This is a genomic window from Streptomyces sp. SCSIO 30461 (genome assembly GCF_037023745.1).
Lineage (GTDB): Bacteria > Actinomycetota > Actinomycetes > Streptomycetales > Streptomycetaceae > Streptomyces.
In genome coordinates, this window is sequence record NZ_CP146101.1 from 4,921,022 (window position 1) to 4,940,349 (window position 19,328).

At 69.5% G+C, this 19,328-nt stretch carries 19 protein-coding genes; 9 read left to right on the forward strand and 10 right to left on the reverse strand.

The features are described 5' to 3' along the window. Positions 1-4: 4 nt before the first annotated feature. The gene (locus tag V1460_RS21955) at positions 5-655 is read right to left on the reverse strand and encodes a cysteine hydrolase (protein WP_338675338.1); all 651 of its coding nucleotides are present in this window, start codon (positions 653-655) and stop codon (positions 5-7) included. A 145-nt stretch (positions 656-800) separates the two neighbouring features. On the opposite strand from V1460_RS21955, the gene V1460_RS21960 reads away from it, so the two are divergent. Then, entirely contained in the window at positions 801-1,268 is a 468-nt protein-coding gene (locus V1460_RS21960) for a pyridoxamine 5'-phosphate oxidase family protein (protein WP_338675339.1), read from the forward strand. Positions 1,269-1,324: 56 nt separating this feature from the next. On the opposite strand, the gene V1460_RS21965 is transcribed toward V1460_RS21960, so the two are convergent. After that, positions 1,325-2,233 carry a LysR family transcriptional regulator gene (locus V1460_RS21965; protein WP_338675340.1) on the reverse strand — a complete coding sequence of 303 codons (909 nt, stop codon included), beginning with the start codon at positions 2,231-2,233 and terminating at the stop codon, positions 1,325-1,327. A gap of 72 nt (positions 2,234-2,305) precedes the next feature. Between V1460_RS21965 and V1460_RS21970 the strand changes: the two genes are divergently transcribed. Then, a complete protein-coding gene (locus tag V1460_RS21970) occupies positions 2,306-3,298 on the forward strand; it encodes a DMT family transporter (protein ID WP_407077506.1) in 993 nt (330 codons plus the stop codon). Here V1460_RS21970 and V1460_RS21975 read toward each other — a convergent pair. Next, positions 3,289-4,620, reverse strand: a complete 1,332-nt coding sequence (locus V1460_RS21975; RefSeq protein ID WP_338675342.1) for an aminotransferase class I/II-fold pyridoxal phosphate-dependent enzyme — start codon at positions 4,618-4,620, stop codon at positions 3,289-3,291. The two genes, V1460_RS21970 and V1460_RS21975, sit on opposite strands and share 10 nt — an antisense overlap. Before the next feature lie 39 nt (positions 4,621-4,659). Here V1460_RS21975 and V1460_RS21980 point away from each other — a divergent pair, with 39 nt between their 5' ends. Next, positions 4,660-5,370: a pyridoxamine 5'-phosphate oxidase family protein gene (locus V1460_RS21980; RefSeq protein WP_338675343.1), complete on the forward strand. Its 711-nt coding sequence runs from the start codon at positions 4,660-4,662 to the stop codon at positions 5,368-5,370. Between the two features lie 101 nt (positions 5,371-5,471). Here V1460_RS21980 and V1460_RS21985 read toward each other — a convergent pair whose 3' ends face one another. The 3 genes from V1460_RS21985 to V1460_RS21995 form a co-directional block, all read right to left on the reverse strand. Then, positions 5,472-6,539, reverse strand: a complete 1,068-nt coding sequence (locus tag V1460_RS21985; protein ID WP_338675344.1) for a DMT family transporter — start codon at positions 6,537-6,539, stop codon at positions 5,472-5,474. A 242-nt stretch (positions 6,540-6,781) separates the two neighbouring features. Beyond that, positions 6,782-7,819, reverse strand: a complete 1,038-nt coding sequence (locus tag V1460_RS21990; protein WP_338675345.1) for an EamA family transporter — start codon at positions 7,817-7,819, stop codon at positions 6,782-6,784. Between the two features lie 31 nt (positions 7,820-7,850). After that, positions 7,851-8,390 carry a Clp protease N-terminal domain-containing protein gene (locus tag V1460_RS21995; RefSeq protein ID WP_338675346.1) on the reverse strand — a complete coding sequence of 180 codons (540 nt, stop codon included), beginning with the start codon at positions 8,388-8,390 and terminating at the stop codon, positions 7,851-7,853. Positions 8,391-8,592: 202 nt separating this feature from the next. Here V1460_RS21995 and V1460_RS22000 point away from each other — a divergent pair, with 202 nt between their 5' ends. After that, a complete protein-coding gene (locus tag V1460_RS22000) occupies positions 8,593-9,021 on the forward strand; it encodes an SRPBCC family protein (RefSeq protein ID WP_338675347.1) in 429 nt (142 codons plus the stop codon). 54 nt (positions 9,022-9,075) lie between these two features. Here V1460_RS22000 and V1460_RS22005 read toward each other — a convergent pair whose 3' ends face one another. Next, positions 9,076-9,681 carry a PadR family transcriptional regulator gene (locus V1460_RS22005; RefSeq protein ID WP_338675348.1) on the reverse strand — a complete coding sequence of 202 codons (606 nt, stop codon included), beginning with the start codon at positions 9,679-9,681 and terminating at the stop codon, positions 9,076-9,078. Between the two features lie 278 nt (positions 9,682-9,959). On the opposite strand from V1460_RS22005, the gene V1460_RS22010 reads away from it, so the two are divergent. The 3 genes from V1460_RS22010 to V1460_RS22020 all read left to right on the forward strand — a co-directional run bounded on the left by V1460_RS22010 (position 9,960) and on the right by V1460_RS22020 (position 12,119). Beyond that, a complete protein-coding gene (locus V1460_RS22010; RefSeq protein ID WP_338675349.1) occupies positions 9,960-10,634 on the forward strand; it encodes an SUMF1/EgtB/PvdO family nonheme iron enzyme in 675 nt (224 codons plus the stop codon). Positions 10,635-10,722: 88 nt separating this feature from the next. Beyond that, positions 10,723-11,157, forward strand: a complete 435-nt coding sequence (locus V1460_RS22015; protein ID WP_338675350.1) for a VOC family protein — start codon at positions 10,723-10,725, stop codon at positions 11,155-11,157. Positions 11,158-11,297: 140 nt separating this feature from the next. Beyond that, positions 11,298-12,119, forward strand: a complete 822-nt coding sequence (locus tag V1460_RS22020) for a PhzF family phenazine biosynthesis protein (RefSeq protein WP_338675351.1) — start codon at positions 11,298-11,300, stop codon at positions 12,117-12,119. 109 nt (positions 12,120-12,228) lie between these two features. Here the strand turns inward: V1460_RS22020 and V1460_RS22025 are convergent, their stop codons facing one another. Together V1460_RS22025 and V1460_RS22030 are read right to left on the reverse strand one after the other, a co-directional pair. Next, positions 12,229-13,038 carry a type II CAAX endopeptidase family protein gene (locus V1460_RS22025; RefSeq protein WP_338675352.1) on the reverse strand — a complete coding sequence of 270 codons (810 nt, stop codon included), beginning with the start codon at positions 13,036-13,038 and terminating at the stop codon, positions 12,229-12,231. A gap of 139 nt (positions 13,039-13,177) precedes the next feature. Continuing rightward, on the reverse strand, positions 13,178-14,680 hold the full coding sequence (locus V1460_RS22030; protein WP_338675353.1) for a glutamate-cysteine ligase family protein: 1,503 nt from the start codon (positions 14,678-14,680) through the stop codon (positions 13,178-13,180). A 503-nt stretch (positions 14,681-15,183) separates the two neighbouring features. On the opposite strand from V1460_RS22030, the gene V1460_RS22035 reads away from it, so the two are divergent. Together V1460_RS22035 and V1460_RS22040 are read left to right on the forward strand one after the other, a co-directional pair. Continuing rightward, positions 15,184-15,774 carry a hypothetical protein gene (locus V1460_RS22035; protein WP_338675354.1) on the forward strand — a complete coding sequence of 197 codons (591 nt, stop codon included), beginning with the start codon at positions 15,184-15,186 and terminating at the stop codon, positions 15,772-15,774. Between the two features lie 385 nt (positions 15,775-16,159). Next, on the forward strand, positions 16,160-16,357 hold the full coding sequence (locus V1460_RS22040; protein WP_338678146.1) for a DUF5999 family protein: 198 nt from the start codon (positions 16,160-16,162) through the stop codon (positions 16,355-16,357). 85 nt (positions 16,358-16,442) lie between these two features. On the opposite strand, the gene gcvP is transcribed toward V1460_RS22040, so the two are convergent. After that, positions 16,443-19,328 (reverse strand): aminomethyl-transferring glycine dehydrogenase, encoded by a 2,886-nt coding sequence (gene gcvP, locus V1460_RS22045; protein WP_338675355.1) that lies wholly within the window; start codon positions 19,326-19,328, stop codon positions 16,443-16,445.

Here is a 19,328-nt window from a genome sequence, read left to right on the forward strand (position 1 = left end):
GTGATCAGGTCCGGGCGATCCGCCCCGGCCCCTTCCAGCACGCGAGCACATCGTCGGTGGTGGTGACGGTGGCCACGAGAGCGAGCGTGTTCCTGATCATCTCGTGGGTGTACTCGGTGGGCACTCCCGCGATGGCGTCCGCGGGTACGACGGTCGTATAGCCGAGATTGACGGCGTCGAAGACCGCGTTCGGAATCGCCACATTGGCTGAGACTCCCGTGACGACCAGGCTCCGACAGCCCAGATTCCGCAGCAGGGCGTCCACGTCGGTGCCCGCGATCGGGGACAGCCCGTGCAGTCTGCGAACGAGGATGTCCTCGTCCGCGACCTCGATGGGCGCTGCGACACGGACCGCCGCGGTGCCGGGGTGCTGCTGCACCGGCAGGCGCCGCGCCGCCCGGAAGAGGCGTGCGTTGCGGTTCGACCCGCGCCCGTCAGGCCGCCGCTCCGCCACCGCGTGCAGCACCTGGACCCCCGCCTCGTGTGCCCCGGCGACCAGGCGGGCGATCCGCGCCGTCACTCCGGACGACCGTGCCTCGGCGGCTAGTTCGGGGAGGGCGCTGTCCGGTCCTATGACGCCGTTCTGGCACTCGACGGTCAGCAGTGCGGTGCTGTCCGGGTCGATCTGCTCGGCCAGTCGTTCGTGGGTGGGCATCCTCCGGCCTCCACTTCCCCTGGCGGTCGGTGCGCGGGCCACAGCCGTCGCTCCGCGGGCGCGTGACAGTAGCGGGCATTGCGTGCGGAGGGAAGAGTCCGCATGATGTGCGACACGCCGTCAACTGCCAGGAGGGGAAGCGAACATGCCCGCCACTCAGCGCCGTGGCCGCCGCATCATGATGACCTCCGACGAACTCGACGTCTTTCTCACCGAGCAGCGCACCTGCCGTGTGGCGACGGTGTCCACCGACGGACGACCGCATGCCAGCACCCTGTGGTTCGCCTGGGACGGCACGTCCCTCTGGCTGTACTCCATCACCCGCAGCCGCCGCTGGGCGGATCTGCGCCGCGATCCGCGGGTCGCGGTGGTGGTGGACTCCGGTGAGGAGTACGGCGAACTGCGGGGTGCCGAGCTGTCAGGCAGCGTCGAGTTCGTCGGCGAGGCCCCGCGAACCGGCGAGCCGAATTCCTCCCTCGAACAGGTCGAGCGCTTGTTCGCCCAGAAGAACTTCGGCCTGGACGAGATGCCACACGACGGCCGGCACGCCTGGGTGAGGCTCACCCCCGAGTCGATCGCGTCCTGGGACTTCCGCAAACTGGCCACGCCGTGAGCTGAGCGCGACGGGCGACATGGCACGCCCTCGGAAGCCCGGCCCAAGGATGCGCTTCAGGAAGCAGCCACGCTCGCCGCGGCCCGGCGCAGCGCTTCGACCGCCGCCCGGATGGAAGGGCGCCGGTCCGCGTCACCGCGCCAGACGGCGTAGATATGCCGGCGCATCTGCTGGCGTACGGGCACGAAGGTGACACCTTCCGGCACCGGCCCCCGGCCGAGTCGCGGGGTGACACACACCCCGAGTCCCGCGGCGATCAGCGCCAGCTGCGTATGGTGCTCCCCCGCCATGTGCGCGATCCGGGGCTCGACCCCCTTCGAGCGAAGCGTGAAGACCAGCCACTCGTAGCAGAACTCGCCCTCGGGCCAGGACACCCACGGGTCGTCCGCGAAGTCCTCGAGGTCCACTTCGGCGCTCCTCGCGAGCGGATGGTCCACCGGCATGGCGACATCCGCCGCGTCGTCGAGAAGCTGTGCACGGGCCAGGCCACCGGGCACGGGCAGTCGCTTGTTGCTCCAGTCGAGGACCACGGCCAGATCGAGGTCACCGCCGACCACCTGCCGTACGGCGTCCTCCGGCTCCACCTCGCTGGCACGCACGCGCAGTTCGGGATGGGCGTCGCGCAGGGCGGCGAGCGCTTCGGGGAACAGTCCGCGTGCGGCGGTCGGGAACGCGCCGATACGCGCCTCGCCGACGACCCGTCCGAGCTGTGCCTCGATGTCGGCCTGGGCGAGCTCCACCTGCGAGAGGATTCTGGCGGCGTGGTCGGCGAGCAGACGCCCCGCGTCGGTGAGTCGCACGCCCCTGCCGTACTTGGCGAGAAGCTGCTGTCCGATCTCCCGCTCCAGCTTCGCCATCTGCTGGGACACGGCCGATGTGGTCACGTGCAGGCCTTCTGCCGCCGCGCTGACCGAGCCGTGCCGTGCCAGTGCGTGCAGGGTGCGTAGCCGCTCCAGATTCAACATGTAAGCAATGCTAATCCGACACGGAAGGAATTATCGCTGGTCCTTAGCGATTGAGCGGTCCACAGTGGTGGCATGAGCGCCGCCTCCCCGCCCCCGACCACTCGCCGAAACCGCACTCCGGCTCCCCCTCCGACAACGACCCATCCGACCATGGCGGACTCCGCACCGGCCCCACAGTCCGGCCGCCGCCGCGGACTCGACTGGCGCATCAGGTTCGCGGCGCTCGCCCTGATCTGGGGCTTCAGCTTTCTGCTGATCAAGGTGGGTACGCATGGCTTCGCGCCGTTCCAGGTGACATTCGGCCGACTGTTCTTCGGTACGGCCGTACTGGCGGTGGCCATGGCGGTTCGGCGCGAGCACCTGCCGCGCGGGCTGCGCACCTGGGGCCATCTACTGGTCGCGGGCTTCTTCCTGAACGCCCTGCCGTTCTCGCTCTTCGCCTACGCGGAGCTGACGATTCCGTCCACGCTCGCCGGGATCTGCAATGCCACGTCCCCGCTCTGGGGCATGGCGCTGTCCTTGGTCGCGCTCTCGGAGGACCGTCCGACCCGGCGCAGGGTCGCCGGTCTCGGTATCGGTTTCATCGGCGTGCTGACCGTGCTCGGTGCCTGGCAGGGCTTCTCGGGACTCGACGCGACGGGCACCGCGCTGGCACTGCTCGCCTCCCTGAGCTATCCGGTCGGCTGGATATACGTGCGCAGGACACTCGCGGGATCGTCCCACTCGCACCTCTCGCTGACCGGCGCGCAGCTGCTGCTCGCCACGCTCCAACTGGGCGTGGTGACACCGCTTTTCACCGCCATGCCAACAGAGTTTCCCGTGATGCCACTACTCGCCGTCGTCGCCTTGGGCGCGCTCGGGACCGGCCTGGCCATGCTTCTTCAGTACGGTCTGGTCGCCGAGGTCGGACCGACGACCGCGACCATGGTCACGTACTTCATCCCGGTCATCGCGACCGCCGCGGGTGTGCTGCTCCTGGACGAGCGGCTCGGGTGGAACACTCCGGTCGGGGCGCTCGTCGTACTGGCAGGCGCGGCGCTCACCCAGAGCAGACGTCAGCCGTAGCTGCGCCGGGGCGCGGCCGCGGTCGCCGTGGCCACCGCCTCTGCGAGCGGCTCGATGTCCTCAGCGGTGAGCATGGACACGGTGAGCCTGATCCCCGGGGGCGCCGCCAGCCGGAAGCGCGCCCCGGGTGCCACCACCCACCCGGCATGCAGCATCCTGGCCACGGTGCCGGTCTCATCGGCGACCGGCACCCACACGTTCATCCCACTCCGTCCGCACGCCGCGATTCCCCGCCGCGCGAGCGCGGCGATCAGCGCGTCGCGCCGCTCCCCGTACGCCCGCTCAACGGCCGGAGGGTCGACGGCGCCCGAGGACCACAACTCCACCACGGCACGCTGCACGAGGCGGCTGACCCATCCGGGGCCGAGTTGCTGCCGGCCCCCCACCCGGTCGAGGGTGAGGGGGTCGCCCGTCATGAAGGCGAGCCGCAGATCGGGACCGTAGACCTTGGCGGCGGACCGGATGAGCACCCAGTGCCGTACCGTACCGGCGAGCGGGTGGAGTGGGTCGGGGACGATGGCGTAGCCGTGGTCGTCCTCGACGAGCAGCAGGTCCGGATGCGCGGCGATGACATCCCGCAGCTCCCCTGCCCGTGCGGCGGTGATCACGCTCCCGGTCGGGTTCTGGGCCCGGCAGGTGACGATCAGCGCCTTGGACCCCTTGGCGAGAGCGTCCCGGACCCCGTCGGGGCGGGGCCCGTCGTCGTCCACGGGGACCGGAACGGGCCGCATCCCGAGCGCCGCGAGCAGGTCGAACACCCGTCCCCAGCCGGGATCCTCGACGGCGACGGCGTCACCCGGGCGAAGGTGGGCGGCGAGCACCCGCTCGATGGCGTCAAGTGAGCCTGAGGTGACGGCGATCGAACCGTCCGGCACCCCGTCGGCGTCCAGCGCGGCCCTGGCAAGACGCGCCAAATCGGGATCCACGGGCGATGCGCCGTAGAGCATCGGACTGCGGTCCTGCTCGCGCGCGGCGGCGGCGAACGCGTCGTACAGCGGCGGCAGCAGAGCGGGGTCGGGGTTCCCATCAGCGACCTGCCGGGCACCGGGTGGGACTTCGAAGCCGAGCGAGTCGCGGATGGTGCTCGCCGGGCGTGAGCGCACCCGACTGCCCCGACGTCCCGCGGTCTCGATCACACCGCGCTCGCGCAGGGTGCGGTAGGCGGCGGCGACCGTATTGGGGTTGACCTCGAGAGCTGCGGCCAACTCGCGCATGGGTGGCAGAAGTCGACCCGGCGGGAGTGCGCCCGATCCGACTCCCTGCTCCACGCTCGCAGCGATCTCCGATGCACGACGCCCAACAATCCGATACTCTCCTAGCACAAAACCTATTTTGTACTAATGCAATGGAGATGTCAATCCATGGTCCCGCAGCCGCCGTCACCGCCCCAGGACGACTCCGCGCCCTACGCAACGACCGAGCGCAACCACCCCACACGTGGACGCGAGCGTGCCTCCTATGACCGGGCCGTGGTGCACTCGATCCTCGACGAGGCCTACGTCTGCCATCTCGGTTTCCTTCGCGACGGTGCGCCGGTGGTACTGCCGACGCTCTACGGCAGGATCGGCGAGCGCCTGTACGTCCACGGCTCGACGGGCTCCCGCCCGCTGCGCATGGCGGGGCGACCGGGCCCGAACGGCCCGGACGACGCCCCGGGACTGCGGGTCTGCCTGACGGTGACCCATGTCGACGGGCTCGTACTCGCCAGGTCGGCGTTCCACCACTCGATCAACTACCGCTCCGTCGTGGTCCACGGCACCGCCCACCAAGTGGTCGACCCCGAAGAGAAGCGAGTGGCGCTGGACGCACTCGTCGACCATGTCGTCCCCGGGCGATCCCGCGACTCCCGCCCGGCGAACGACAAGGAGCTCGCCGCCACCGCCGTACTCCGGCTCGACCTGGACGAGGCGTCGGCCAAGATCCGTACGGGCGGCCCCGATGACGAACCGGAGGACCTCGCCCTGCCGTACTGGACCGGAGTGATCCCGCTGGCGCCGCAGCACGGCGACCCGATCCCGGCCGACGACCTGGACCCGGCCGTCTCGCTGCCGGATTACCTGTCGGCTCTCTGACGGCCACCGTGGCGGCGCACGGGGGTCGCGGCCACGGGACAGGCGGGCTCGCGCTGCGAAGCGCGAGCCCGCCCCCGCGTCGGCGGGTGGGGCGCAGCCCCTCAGACAGTGGCCGATTCGGCTGCCTCGGGCGTTTCGGCTTCCTCCGGTGTTCCAACCGCCTCGGATGCTTCGACCGCCACGGGCGTTTCAGCGGTGTCGTCGGTTTCAGCGGTCAGGTCGTGCCGCGACACGGGCAGACGCGCTTCCTGCCAAGCCAGCGCGACGACCGCGGTGAGCAGCAGCAGGATCCCGGCCGCTGTCGCCGCGGACAACCGCTCGTCCAGCACGGTCACCGCGAGCACAGCCGCGCTGACCGGCTCCAGCAGCATGACCACGGACACGGTCGCGGCCCTGACGACCGCGGCCCCCGCGAAGTAGAGCGCGTAGGCGAGCGCTGTCGGCACCGCGGCGATGTAGAGCATCAGCCAGAACACACGAGCAGGCTCAGCCGTGTGCGGCAGCAGCCCTTCCACGAGTGCGATCGGCAGTAGCCCGGCAGCGCCCACGGCGAACGTCCAGGCAGTGGTGGCAAGCGCATCGCCGCCCGCGCCTTCCCTTCCCAGCCACCGGGTGAGGAGAGTGACCGCCGCGTATCCCGTGGCGGACAGCATCGCGAGGGCCACTCCGACGGGCCGGACGGTGCCGGCCCCGCCCCCGAGCACCAGCACGACCAGCCCGGCGAGCGCGCCGGCCACGGCTGCGGATCCGCCGCGCCCGAGCCTCTCGCCCATCGTGAGCCTGGCGCCGAGTGCGATGAGTACGGGGCCCGCGCCCAGTGTGACGACCGTTCCGACGGCGAGACCGGTCTGCTGGACCGCCGCGAAGTAGGCGCTCTGGAACACCGTCAGACAGATACCGGTGACGAGGACGTGCGATACACGGCGCGATGAAGATGCCGACGCGCTCGTGCGGACCCGGCGCGGGCGCAGCGCCAACACAGCGGCGAGCAGGACAAGGCCGCCCAGGCAGCGCCAGAAGGACAGGGCGAGCGGCCCGAGATCGGTGGCCGTGTAGACGAGGGACGCGGCGGCTCCCGCCGTCCCCCAGGCGACACCCGCCACGGCGAGATAGAAGAGGCTGCGTCCGGCGGTCAGGCCGAGGGCAGCGGCGGTTGAAGGGTTCGACACGTGACTTCTCCGTGCTGAATGTCCGGGGCGTAGCCCCGAGAGGCCCTCCCCCGGGTCACGGGGGGCGTGGAGGTCCACGAAGGGCCGACTGAAGACAGGACTGGTGGCCGCTGGGCTTCACGCGCAGGCAGCGACGAACCGCCCGGGGGGACACCACGCCCCGGGCCCGGTCTTCATCAGCGGTCGCCCGCCCGCGCTACGGCGCGGGCGGGGGAAGCACGGTGGAATGCACGGTCATCACCCTATGTCCGGGCCGCAGCCTGGGACAACCGTGTTCCGGCGACGGCGTCCTCGGGCTCCTCGACACCCCGGCTCCCCGGTACGCTCCCGGGAACTCCCGGGCCCGGCCCGCCCGCCACCGGCCCTGACGGGGCCTTCGGCGTGGAGGACTGCGCGATCAGCGCACCGGCGAGTACCACGGCACCGCCCACGATCTGCGGCGCCGACAGGTGCTCGCCCAGCAGAACCCACGCCAGGGCGGTGGCAATGACAGCTTCGAGACAAGCGACGACTCCGGCAACCTGAGGTGACAGCCGGCGGACCGAGACGACGCCGGTGACGTAGGCGACGACAGTGGCGATCAGTACGATCCAGCCGATGAGCAGCGCGGCCGGTACGGCGGCGCCGTCCATTCGGGCGTCGCCCGCGAGCACCGACCAGACCATGGTCCAGGGACGGGCGATGACGGTGAGCACCAGAGCGCCGATGAGGAGTCCGTACGCGATCACCCCCAGCGGATCGGGTGCGTCCTCGCCGTCGCTGCCCTGGTCGGAGAGGACGAAGTAGCCGACCTGGCAGCAGGCGGCGCAGAGCGCCAGCAGGATGCCGACCGCGCCGAAGCCGAGTCCGGCCCAGACCTCGACCACACAGGCGAGACCGCCGACTGCGAGCACCGCCCCCAGCGCCGCGGCCCGGGTGACGGGTCGCCGCTGGACGAATCGGACCCAGCCGAGTACCAGGGCGGGGGCGAGGTACTCGATGAGCAGGGCGACCCCGACCGGAATCCGGGAGAGCGCGGCGAAGTAGAACGCCTGGACACCCGCGACGGCGAGCAGTCCGAACCCGGCGAGCAGCGCCGGTTTGCGTATCAGCAGGTCACGATGGCGCCACATGAGGGGCAGCATCAGCAGCGCCGCGCCGGCCACACGGAGCCAGACCACATGCAGCGGATCGAGCCCCGCGTCGATCAGCGGCTTGGCCGCGACGCCCGAACCACCGAACGCGAACGCCGAGGCCAGGGCGAGGCCCAGGCCGGCGTTCTTTCCCTCTGACATGCGCATCGGCCCATCATGGCAGGGAATGTCAGGACCGTCATGGCGGTGACACCTGTTGAGACAGCTTCGCAATCCGCACGTCGAGCAGCCCGGTGTCAACGCCCGCGCGCCTGAGCACCTCGACGGCCCGACAGTCCCGGTCCGCCATGATCGCGGCGAACAAGTCGAGGCCGGTGGCCCGCGCCTCGCCGCGCCTTGCCGCACGCTCCAGAGCCCCGTCGAGGGCAGCGGACGCCGAGGGGGACCATCCCGCGGACTCGACATCTCGCAGCAGCGGCACAGCACCCGAGTCCTCGACGGACCCCTGCCAGCGCAGCCCGTATCCGATGCTCCGCTGGACGAGATAGCCGAGCACCCGGGCCGTCTGCCCCGCGTCCTCGAATGCGGCGCGCACACCGGCGTCTTCTTCCAGCAGGGAGTGCAGCAGGTGGGCGGTGTCGATCTGCCGGTCGCCGTCGCGCAGCGCACGCCGACGGGCGACCGCGACGACCGACGCCAGCCCCGCCGTGAGTCGCGCGTACGTCGACGCATGGAGCGGAGCAGGCTGGCGCGGCGGGCGAGGGACAGGAAGGTGCACCCTGCCACCCCATCAGTCCGGGGGCGCCTGAGTCATCGACACACGGAATCATCTCGGCATCCCGCGGAAGGTGGGCGAGGTCTCTCTCATCTCCTCCTTGGGGAGGAGATGAGAGCAGATCTGACTGTTCATCAGTATTGAATGTTCAAGGCTGCGCCACTACGTTCCGCGACACCGGTTTCCGACACGGAGGGGTGGCCCCATGGCCGAGGTCAGCGCACAGGCACGCATCGATGCGCCAGCCGGGAAGATCTGGGCCCAGCTGACGGACTTCCCCGCTTACGGCCGCTGGAATGCCACCCACACGAACTTCCCCCAGGGCGGGCCGGACACCTTGGAGACCGGAGCCACCTTCGCCGAGAGCATGAAGCTGATGGGCTTTCCGGCCGAGGTGATGTGGACGGTGGCCGAGCTCGAACCCGAACGGGTCCTCGCCATCACCGGCAAGGGCCCGATGGGAGTGACCGTCGGCACACGGTACGCGCTCATCCCCGACGGGGACGCCACGACCGTGCGCATCGAAGGTGAGTTCACCGGCGCCGCGGTGTCCCTGATGGCCGGCAAGCTCAAGGACTCCGCCACCGCCGCACTCAATGAATCACTCAGGAAGCTGGGCTCACTGGTCTCCTGACAAGCGCCGGGACCGGCGTACCCATGCAGGGCAGCCGGTACGCCGGTACGCGCCTCAGCCCTCGTCGGCCAGGATCAGATACAGCTTCTTACGGGCGTCGTTGATGACGGCGATCGCCTTCGTCCGCTGCTCGGCGGTTCCGGTCTTCCAGACCTGACCGAACGCCTCCATCAGCCCCATGCCGGCCGCTCGTATCTCGTGCATGGCATCCCAGTCGACACCGCGGCCCGCGCCCTCCCAGGGGGCGTCCGGGACCGATTCGGCCTCGGCACGTCCGGCGTCGGTGAGCGTGAACAGTTTCTTGCCCCCGTCACTCTCGCTCGTGATCAGCCCCTCGTCCTCCAGCAACTGGAGAGTGGGATAGACCGACCCCGGGCTGGGCTTCCACGCCCCGGCACTGCGCTCGCCGATCTCCTGGATCATCTCGTAACCGTGCATCGGCCGGTCCTTCAGCAGTGCCAGGATCGAGGCGCGCACATCGCCGCGCCGCGCCCTCCCCCGACCGCCACCGCGCCCTCGTCCACCCCACGACGGCCCCCCGAAGCCCGGCCCGAACGGCCCGAAGGCGGCACGCCGCCCCTCGAACTCACCCCGCTCCTGGTGGCCGGGTCCGTGATGGCCGGGCCCGCAATAGCCGTGCCCATGTCCATGTGAACGCATCGCTCTGCTCCTTCCATCGGTGATCCGCGCTCCCACGCGACACCATCGTTGCAATGTCGCGATGGCTCGACGATATATCGGAACACATCGCTTGACAAGTGCCGAGCACAGCAGTCCGCTGACCTGTGACGGCGAACGTTGATCGATTGCCGCTGAAGGACGGTCGATGGCTGTCTGTGTCAGTGAAGGGTGACGACTTGCGGATTCGTGTCAGCCAAGGTCGGCCATCGGTGGCTCTGTCGTTCCGCACTGACAGGTCTCGTTAGGATCTCCTGATCATGGATGTGATGACGGGCAACGAGATGATCGCCATCCCGCCGGGGCAGGTGACGCTGTCGGACCGGCGGACACAGCGCAGCTGGTCGGTCGAGCTTGCGCCCTACCAGCTCGCGGCATTCCCCGTCACCGGGGGGCTGTACGCACAGATCACAGGCCAGCGGCCGAGTACCACCCCCGGGGATCGATTCCCCGTCGAGTGCGTCTCCTGGTGGGACGCGGTGCGGTTCTGCAACGCCTTGTCCCAGTCCACCGGCCTCACACCGGCGTACCACTTCCGCGCCGAGACCGAAGACATCGAGTGGGACACGTCCTCCGACGGGTATCGACTGCCGACCGAAGCCGAGTGGGAGCACGCCTGCCGGGCCGGGACGACCGGGCCGCGCTACGGGGATCTCGACGGGATCGGCTGGTACCGCGGCAACTCGCACGAGCGCGTCCACGAGGTGGGCGGCAAACTCCCCAACTCGTGGGGACTCCACGACATGCTCGGCAACGTCTGGGACTGGTGCTGGGACGTCTACGACGCCGAGGTCTACGGCGCCTACCGGGTGCTCCGTGGCGGTGGTTGGTTCGATGAGCACTGGAGTTGCCGGGCCTCGGCGCGGCGCCGCAGCCACCCGACTTTCCAGGTCGACGACGTGGGATTCCGCGTAGCGCGTTCCGTCATGAGCTGATCCACCTCGTGATCACTGGCACAGGTCGCCGCCGGCTTGTCCCGGCGTACGCGGGCGAACGCAGGCACCGGCGCACTACGGTGGCCGGATGACAACGATCAAGCAGTTCCAAGTCACCTTCGACTGCGCTGACCCCGAGCGCGTCGCTCGTTTCTGGTGCGAGGTGCTGGGGTACGTCGTGCCGCCGCCCCCGGAGGGGTTCACCACTTGGGACGATTTCGACCGCTCGCTGCCGCCCGAGCGTCAGGGGTCGGCGTTCGCCTGCGTCGATCCCTCAGGTGTGGGCCCGCGACTGTTCTTCCAACGCGTTCCCGAGGGCAAGGCCGTCAAGAACCGGCTGCATCTCGATGTTCGGGTCGGCACAGGCCTGGTGGGTGAAGAGCGCCTCGCCGCACTCGAGGCCGAATGCGCACGACTGGTCGCGCTCGGTGCCGTCCACGTGCAAACGCTGTATGCCGATGGCTACGACGAGTCGTGCATCCCGATGCTCGACGTCGAGGGCAACGAGTTCTGCATCGACTGAGACGCCGCGGACGGACCGGCGGCAGCTCCGGCCCTCCCCTGGAAGCTGCCGGTCCACGGCATCCGGGAGGCCAAGGATCGATCCACCGTCATCGGATTGGCCTTGGCCCGCGGACTTGACCGGGCCCTACCGTCATCGGCATGCGGATACGAATCGTGGATGCTTTCGCCGACCGGTCGTTCACCGGCAACCCGGCCGGGGTGCTCGTGCTCGACACACCGACGTTCCCCGAGGACTCATGGCTTCAGAACGTGGCACGTGAGGTCAATCTGTCGGAGACCGCCTTCGCCCATCGGCTGCCGCCCGGCGGCCGTGCCGACTGGGCACTGCGCTGGCTCACGCCTTCGACCGAGGTCGACATGTGCGGCCATGCCACCCTCGCGACGGCGCATGTCCTGCACACCACCGGTGCCGCCACCGGCACGGTGCGTTTCCTGGCACGGTGCGGAATCCTCACGGCGACGGCGCACGACGACGGCACGATCACCCTCGACTTCCCGGTGGCCCCGCTCTCTCGCACCGAAGCACCGACCGGGCTCGCCACGGCTCTGGGCTCCGCGCCGCTGACAGTCGAGGACACCGGCGAGCAGATCGGCGATCTCCTCGTGGAACTCCAGGACGAGGCGTCAGTACGGAATCTGGCGCCCGATCTCGCGGAACTCGCCCGGTGCTCACAGCGCGGCGTCATCGTCACCGCCCTTGCCGACGACCCGGGCAGCGGCTACGACTTCGTGTCCAGGGGCTTCTTCCCGAACGTGGGAATCGACGAGGACCCCGTCACCGGCAGCGCCCACACCGCGCTCGCCCCGTACTGGTCCGCTCGCCTCGGCCGCAACGAACTCATCGGCTTCCAGGCCTCGGCCCGCTCCGGACTGGTGCACACGGCTCTTCGCGGTGACCGCGTCCTGCTCACCGGGCGGGCCGTGACCGTGATCGACGGAGAACTCCTCAGCACTCCCTGACGCACTCGCCGTCGGACGCCACTGGGAACACGAAGTGGTACGGCCGCCTCGGGCGCTCTGCCGACGAATCCCCGAGGCAGCCTTCGCTCGGCCTGACGCTCCGCCCCGGTCACCGCCCCGGAGTCGGCAGCCAGCTCACCCGACCGGCCAGCAGGGCGTATCCGACGAACGCCACGATGTCGAGCAGCGCGTGCGCGACCACCAGCGGTCCCACTCGGCCCCAGCGCCGGTACAGCAGCACGAAGACGGCACCCATGACCATGTTGCCGATGAACCCGCCGATCCCCTGGTAGAGGTGGTAGGAGCCGCGCAGCACGGAACTCGCCGCCAGCGCGGCCATGGGTGTCCATCCCAGTTGCCCCAGCCTGCGCAGCAGATAGCCGACCACGATCACTTCCTCCACCACGGAGTTCTGCACCGCGGAGAGGATCAGCACGGGAAGCTTCCACCACACGTCGGGCAGTGCCTCGGGCACCACGGTCAGGTTGAACCCCGCGGCCCTGGCGATGAGATAGAACGCAAGACCGGCGCTGCCGATCCCTGCCGCGACGAGTGCGCCCCGCCAGAGGTCGGGCCAGGGCCGCGTCCGGTCGAAACCGATGGCCCGCAGTCCCCCGGCGCCTTCCCGGAAGAGCAGATGGGCGACCAGCAGGACGGGCACCAGCGCGCTGGCGATACCGAAGAGCTGCCAGGCCAGATCGAGCCAGGGCCGCCCCGGGGCGTGGGAGCTGTTGAGCGTGGCGGCTTGGTCCCTCAGCCCACCCGGTTTGGTCAGCGAACCCACAAAGCTGATCAGCGAGGACAGAGCGCTGGCGCCGAGCGAGAGCGCGAGCACCAGCAGCGTTTCGGACCTCAGGGTCCTGGGCGACAGACTCCCCTCAGGGAGCGATCCGGGCACCCGTCCCGCCTCCGCCTGCACATGCGCCTCCCATTGCCTCGTCCAGCGGATCACAGCTTGCCCGACGAGGGCGCCTGACACGAAGGCGGGGCCCGAACAGCGGAGCAGGTCCGGTAGCCGGGGCGGTGACGGTGGCGGTCAGGTGGCGGGTACGGTGACGTCAGGCGGCCGACCAAGTGGGCCAGGTGTGTACGGGATCGCCCTGGTGCATCAGCTCGGTGTAGCTCCGTGTCACGGCGGCGAGCGCGGCTTCCCTGCCGAGCCCCGACTCCATCGCCCGGTGGAAGGCATCCACCTGCCAGGACGCGCCGTTGACCTTGCGGCGGCAGCGCCCTTCGATGATCCCGAGATAGAAGTCGCGGTCCACGGCTTCCACGTTCCACGCTTCGAGCCCGGCCGCGGCGAGCGGCAGCAGTTCGTCCCGTACGAGCTTGACGGCCGGCACCCGTGTCATTCCACCTCCGCGGCCCGGACGAGGCCACATCAACTCGACGTCGATGCCGTGGCGGCAGGCGGCGTCGAAATTCTCCGCGGCGACCTCGAACGGCATCCGGGTCCACACCGGACGGGACTCCTCGGCCAGCGCGCGCACCATCCCGTAGTAGAAGGCCGCGTTCGCCACCACGTCGTTGACGGTCGGTCCGGCCGGCAACACCCGGTTCTCGACGCGCAGGTGGGGTACGCCGTCGGCGAGTCCGTACACCGGACGGTTCCAGCGGTAGACGGTTCCGTTGTGCAACACGAGTTCCTGGAGCCGCGGGATGCCGCCGTCGTCCAACACTCGCAGCGGGTCCTCCTCGTCGCAGATAGGCAGCAACGCGGGGAAGAAGCGCAGGTTCTCCTCGAAGAGTTCGTACGCCGACTCCACCCAGCGCTCACCGAACCACGTGCGGGGCCTGACGCCCTGCGCCTGGAGTTCCGGCGGCCTGGTGTCCGTGGCCTGCTGGAACAGGGGAGGCCGTGACTCGCGCCAGAGCTCCTTGCCGAAGAGGAAGGGCGCGTTGGCACCGACCGCGATCTGGACGGGTGCGATGGCCTGCGCGGCGTTCCACACCTGGGCGAACCGGGCGGGCGTCACCTGGAGGTGCAGTTGCACCGAGGTGCAAGCGGCCTCGGGCGCGATCGACGTCGACGAACAGGTGAGATGCTCCACCCCGTCGATGTCGAGGGTGAAGTCCTCGCCCCGCGCGGCGACGATCTGGTCGTTCAGCAGGACATACCGGTCGACCTCCGAGAGATTCGCGGAGACCAGGTCATTGGGCTCTATGGTCGGGAGGATCCCGACCATCACGATTCCGGCATCAAGCTCGGCGGCCTTGCGGTGGGCATACCCCAGGCTGGTGTGCAGTTCCTCGGCGAGCTGGTCGAAGACGCGTCCCTCAAGCCGGTGCGGGGCTATGTTGACCTCCAGGTTGAACATTCCGAGTTCGGTCTGGAAATCACGGCTCGCTATCCGGTCGAGCACTTCACCGTTCCTCATGCGCGGCATACCGTCGGCACCCGCGAGATTCAGCTCGATCTCCAGTCCCATCAAGTTCTTCGGCCGGTCGAACCTCTGCTCCGCCAGGAGCCTCCCCAGCCCCGCGAGACACTGCTGGAGCTTCCTCCGGTACCTCTGGCGATCCGACAGGTCGAACGTGCCTGCAACGACCTTCTCCCCCATCGAAGCACCCTTCCTCGAGTGGGCGGCCTGCGGCACAGGCCGTTCGCGTCACGGACGATAATGCCCAGACCCACTGATCCATAACGCCCCGGGAGTGATGACGACGCGATAGTGTTGATGCGGCATTCACGGGGCACATTCCGTCGGCATGAAGCAACGCGCAGTTACTCTCATGCAGACGTACCGCGGGAGTCGCCCGGATGTGGTGAGAATCGCCGATGAGATCCGGCCGACCACTGCCGGGATCGCTCCCCAGGTGACACCTCAGCACTCACGAAAGAGCCAGGAAAACGTCCGGCGAAAAAGGTCCTGATTCGGCCTTGCCCGCAATATCGGGCAGAGCTAGCTGAAACACCGCGTGAACACGCGTCGTATAAACTCGGCAAACGAGGGCGAGAGTTGACGCCCGGGCATGGCCTTCCAGCCCCCTCTGCACCACGATCACAGTGCCGTCCGCATCTGCCCTCGCATCACCGTGTCTCTTGAGTGAGAGGCGACCCACCATGCCGCTGAATGCCCCCCCGGCCCCTCAGCCTGCCCTGCGCAGCGTCCTCACGGCTCTCGGTTCCCCCGCCGCGGTGCGCCAGGCTCCCACACCCACCCTCCGCTCCGTCCAGGGCGCGGTGAGTGCCGAACTCCCCCTGCCCGTGTACGTGTTGGAACAGGTCGTGCCCCGGCCCGGCCAGGCTCCCCGCACCAGGCTCGCCGGCTGGAGGTTTCTGATCCGCGCCGGCGAGAGATCCGTGGCCGCAGCTGACACGATGCTGACCCAGGATGGCTGGGCCTTCTCGCACTTCTTCGAAGGCCCCTACCTCGTCGCAACGGAACAGGCGCTGGTCCAGGCGGAAGCCCTGACCTCCGACTACCAGCCGCGGCTGCTGTCCGTACCGGAGCTCTACATGCTCACGCTGTGGCTGCACGGGGACATCACTGCCGACGCCTCGTCAGGCGCACCCGCGCCTGACGACCTGCTGGTGCCGCTCGCACCGGCCCCACCGGGCATCGCGGCCCACCGCCCCCACCGGGCCGCCGAGCTGCTTCCCGTCCTCACCCTGCGGGCGACACGCGCACCGCTCCTGGGCTCCCCTGCCTGAGGCTCTCGCACCGTGACAGCCCACGGCTGAACCTGCGACGGCACAGCGCACGACGCCCCGTGGCCCTCGGGCCACGGGGCATTGCCGCGTCGGATACCAGTCCGCCCGCATAGTCCCCGATGGCGGCCGAGGGCCCCGGCGAAGCCAGAAGAACTAGTCAGAGCGGTACCCACGAACCACCCGAAGGGATGGTGTGCTTCGGCTGAACCGTCCGCGCGGGTGATACGTCATTAAGTGGTAAGACGAGCTGCCGTGAAATCCCTGCGGATCGACGCCTGTGGGGCAACACTGGGATCGGATCGGACCGATGAATACGGGGGCGGTCATGAACACCGCATCAAGCCACAGCACACTCCTCACCACACCGCAGCGAAAGAACCCCTCCATGTGCCAGCACCAGCCACCCTGTCCCTCAGCCGACTCGCCCGACCGGGAGGCCGCCCGTCTCCTGGCGCACCACCCGGAGCAGGGCTGGAGCCTGCTGTGCAACGGCGTCCTGCTGTTCGAGGACACCGGTGAGCTGCTCCCGGACGGGCAGATCATCGCTCCGCACCGGCCGCAGACCGTGGCCACAGCCGCCTGAGCGGGCGAAACGGCTGAGGGCCGGCTCGGAGAAGTGCACGCTCCGAACCGGCCACTTTGCGCATCAGAGCGCAGCCGCCGCGATGTCAGGCGTCGTACTCGTCCAGCGGTGGGCAGGAGCAGACGAGGTTGCGGTCGCCGAAGGCACCGTCGATGCGGCGCACGGGTGGCCAGTACTTGTCCGCCGCCTGCACTCCGGCCGGGAAGACCGCGTCCTCACGGCTGTAGGGGTGGTCCCAATCGCCGCCGAGCGCGGCAGCGGTGTGCGGGGCGTTGCGCAGCGGGTTGTCGTCGGCAGGCCACTCGCCCGACGCCACCTTTTCGATCTCCGCACGGATGGCGATCATGGTGTCGCAGAACCGGTCGAGCTCGTTCAGGTCCTCGCTCTCGGTGGGCTCGATCATCAGCGTGCCGGCCACCGGGAACGACATGGTCGGGGCGTGGAAGCCGTAGTCGATGAGCCGCTTGGCGATGTCGTCCACACTGACGCCGGTTGCCTTGGCGAGCGGACGCAGGTCGACGATGCACTCGTGCGCGACGAGTCCCGCCGGGCCCGTGTACAGCACCGGGTAGTGCGGCTCAAGGCGCTTTGCGATGTAGTTCGCCGCGAGCACGGCGACCTGGGTCGCGCGCTTCAGCCCCTCACCGCCCATCAGCCGGACGTAGGACCAGGAGATCGGCAGGATGCCCGCGGAACCCCAGGGCGCGGCCGAGATCGGTCCGACGCCGGTCTCCGGTCCTGCGGCGGGCTGGAGGGGGTGGTTCGGCAGGTACGGAGCGAGGTGCTCACGGACCGCCACGGGACCGACACCCGGGCCACCGCCGCCGTGCGGGATGCAGAAGGTCTTGTGCAGGTTGAGGTGCGAGACGTCGCCGCCGAACCGGCCGGGCTTGGCGAGACCCACCAGCGCGTTGAGGTTGGCGCCGTCGACGTACACCTGGCCGCCGGCGTCATGCACCTGCGCGCAGATGTCGGCGACATGCTCCTCGAAGACACCGTGCGTCGACGGGTACGTGATCATCAGTACGGACAGCTCGTCGCGGTGCTGCTCGATCTTGGCGCGCAGGTCCTCGATGTCGATCTCACCGTCGTCGGCGGTCTTGACCACGACGACCTTCATGCCCGCCATGACCGCGCTGGCGGCGTTGGTGCCGTGCGCAGAGGAGGGGATGAGGCAGATCGTGCGCTGCTCGTCGCCGTTGGCGCGGTGGAAGGCGCGCACGGCGAGCAGGCCGGCGAGCTCACCCTGCGAGCCGGCGTTGGGCTGGATCGACACCTTGTCGTAGCCGGTGACCTCGGCGAGGCGCTCCTCGAGCTCGTGGATGAGCGTGAGGTAACCCTGCGCTTGGTCGACCGGGGCGAAGGGGTGGATCTGACCGAACTCCGGCCAGGTCACGGACTCCATCTCGGTGGTCGCGTTCAGCTTCATGGTGCAGGAGCCGAGCGGGATCATGCCGCGGTCGAGGGCGTAGTCGCGGTCGGCGAGACGGCGCAGGTAGCGCAGCATCGCGGTCTCGGAGCGGTGCTGGTGGAAGACGGGGTGGGTCAGGTAGTCGTCGGTGCGCAGCATCGCGGCCGGGAGGGTGTCCTCGGCGCTCGCGTCCAGAGCTTCGACGTCGGCTTCGACGCCGAAGGCGGCCCAGACCGCGGCGAGCTGGGCACGGCCGGTGGTCTCGTCACAGGAGATCGATACACGGTCGGCGTCGGCGAGGTGCAGGTTGACGCCGTTGGCACGGGCGGCGGCGGCGATTTCGGCGGCCTTGCCGGGGACCCGGACGGTGAGCGTGTCGAAGTAGGCGCCGTGGACGAGCTCCACTCCGCCCGCGCGCAGACCGGCGGCCAGGATCGTGGCGTAGCGGTGGGTGCGGCGCGCTATGGTCCGCAGGCCGTCAGGACCGTGGTAGACGGCGTACATCCCGGCCATCACCGCCAGCAGCACCTGCGCGGTGCAGATGTTGCTGGTGGCCTTCTCACGGCGGATGTGCTGCTCTCGTGTCTGGAGCGCCAGACGGTAGGCCCGGTTGCCGTCCGCGTCGACCGAGACACCGACGAGGCGGCCGGGCAGGCTGCGGGCGTGCTTGTCCTGGACCGCCATGTAACCGGCGTGCGGGCCGCCGAAGCCCATCGGGACACCGAAGCGCTGGGTGGTGCCGACGGCGATGTCCGCACCGAGCTCACCGGGCGAGGTGAGCAGGGTCAACGCCAGCAGGTCGGCCGCCACGGTGACGATCGCGCCGAGCCCGTGGGCCTGGTCGACGGTCGGCTTGAGGTCCCGGACGGCACCGGAGGCTCCCGGGTATTGCAGCAGCACGCCGAAGACGCCCCGCTCGGCGATCTCCGCCGGGATTCCGTCGCTGAGGTCGGCGACGACGACCTCGACACCGGTGGGCTCGGCTCGGGTCTCGATCACGGCGATGGTCTGCGGCAGAGCGTCGGCGTCGACCAGGAAGACACCGCCCTTGACCTTGCCGACCCGCCGGGACAGGGACATGGCTTCGGCTGCCGCGGTGCCCTCGTCCAGCAGCGAGGCGCCGGAGGTGGGCAGACCGGTGAGCTCGGCGACCATCGTCTGGAAGTTGAGCAGGGCTTCGAGCCGGCCCTGGGAGATCTCGGGCTGGTAGGGCGTGTAAGCCGTGTACCAGGCGGGGTTCTCCATGACGTTCCGCAGGATGACCGGCGGGGTGAAGGTGCCGTAGTAGCCGAGACCGATCATCGGGGCGAGGACCTCGTTGCGGTCGGCGAGGGTGCGCAGCTCGGCCAGGACCTCGGCCTCGGTGCGAGCCTCGGGCAATCCGAGTGCCTCGGCGCTCTTGATGACGTCGGGTACGGCGGCGTCGGTGAGTTCGTCGAGCGAGCCGAAGCCGACCTGCGCCAGCATCTTCGCCTGGGCCTCCGCGTCGGGCCCTATGTGACGCTGCTCGAAGGGGATGCCCCGCTCCAGTTGGACGAGCGGAATGCGGTTGGCGGTCAT

What these genes read in the sequence shown, in the direction of transcription:
- gcvP (WP_338675355.1), bottom strand. Translation starts at nt 19,328, where the DNA reads ATGACCGCCAACCGCATTCCGCTCGTCCAACTGGAGCGGGGCATCCCC.
- V1460_RS22000 (WP_338675347.1), top strand. Translation starts at nt 8,593, where the DNA reads ATGGCCGAGGTCAGCGCACAGGCACGCATCGATGCGCCAGCCGGGAAG.
- V1460_RS22035 (WP_338675354.1), top strand. Translation starts at nt 15,184, where the DNA reads ATGCCGCTGAATGCCCCCCCGGCCCCTCAGCCTGCCCTGCGCAGCGTC.
- V1460_RS21960 (WP_338675339.1), top strand. Translation starts at nt 801, where the DNA reads ATGCCCGCCACTCAGCGCCGTGGCCGCCGCATCATGATGACCTCCGAC.
- V1460_RS21970 (WP_407077506.1), top strand. Translation starts at nt 2,306, where the DNA reads ATGAGCGCCGCCTCCCCGCCCCCGACCACTCGCCGAAACCGCACTCCG.
- V1460_RS22040 (WP_338678146.1), top strand. Translation starts at nt 16,160, where the DNA reads ATGTGCCAGCACCAGCCACCCTGTCCCTCAGCCGACTCGCCCGACCGG.
- V1460_RS22020 (WP_338675351.1), top strand. Translation starts at nt 11,298, where the DNA reads ATGCGGATACGAATCGTGGATGCTTTCGCCGACCGGTCGTTCACCGGC.
- V1460_RS21965 (WP_338675340.1), bottom strand. Translation starts at nt 2,233, where the DNA reads ATGTTGAATCTGGAGCGGCTACGCACCCTGCACGCACTGGCACGGCAC.
- V1460_RS21990 (WP_338675345.1), bottom strand. Translation starts at nt 7,819, where the DNA reads ATGCGCATGTCAGAGGGAAAGAACGCCGGCCTGGGCCTCGCCCTGGCC.
- V1460_RS22010 (WP_338675349.1), top strand. Translation starts at nt 9,960, where the DNA reads ATGGATGTGATGACGGGCAACGAGATGATCGCCATCCCGCCGGGGCAG.
- V1460_RS21980 (WP_338675343.1), top strand. Translation starts at nt 4,660, where the DNA reads ATGGTCCCGCAGCCGCCGTCACCGCCCCAGGACGACTCCGCGCCCTAC.
- V1460_RS22015 (WP_338675350.1), top strand. Translation starts at nt 10,723, where the DNA reads ATGACAACGATCAAGCAGTTCCAAGTCACCTTCGACTGCGCTGACCCC.
- V1460_RS22030 (WP_338675353.1), bottom strand. Translation starts at nt 14,680, where the DNA reads ATGGGGGAGAAGGTCGTTGCAGGCACGTTCGACCTGTCGGATCGCCAG.
- V1460_RS22005 (WP_338675348.1), bottom strand. Translation starts at nt 9,681, where the DNA reads ATGCGTTCACATGGACATGGGCACGGCTATTGCGGGCCCGGCCATCAC.
- V1460_RS21955 (WP_338675338.1), bottom strand. Translation starts at nt 655, where the DNA reads ATGCCCACCCACGAACGACTGGCCGAGCAGATCGACCCGGACAGCACC.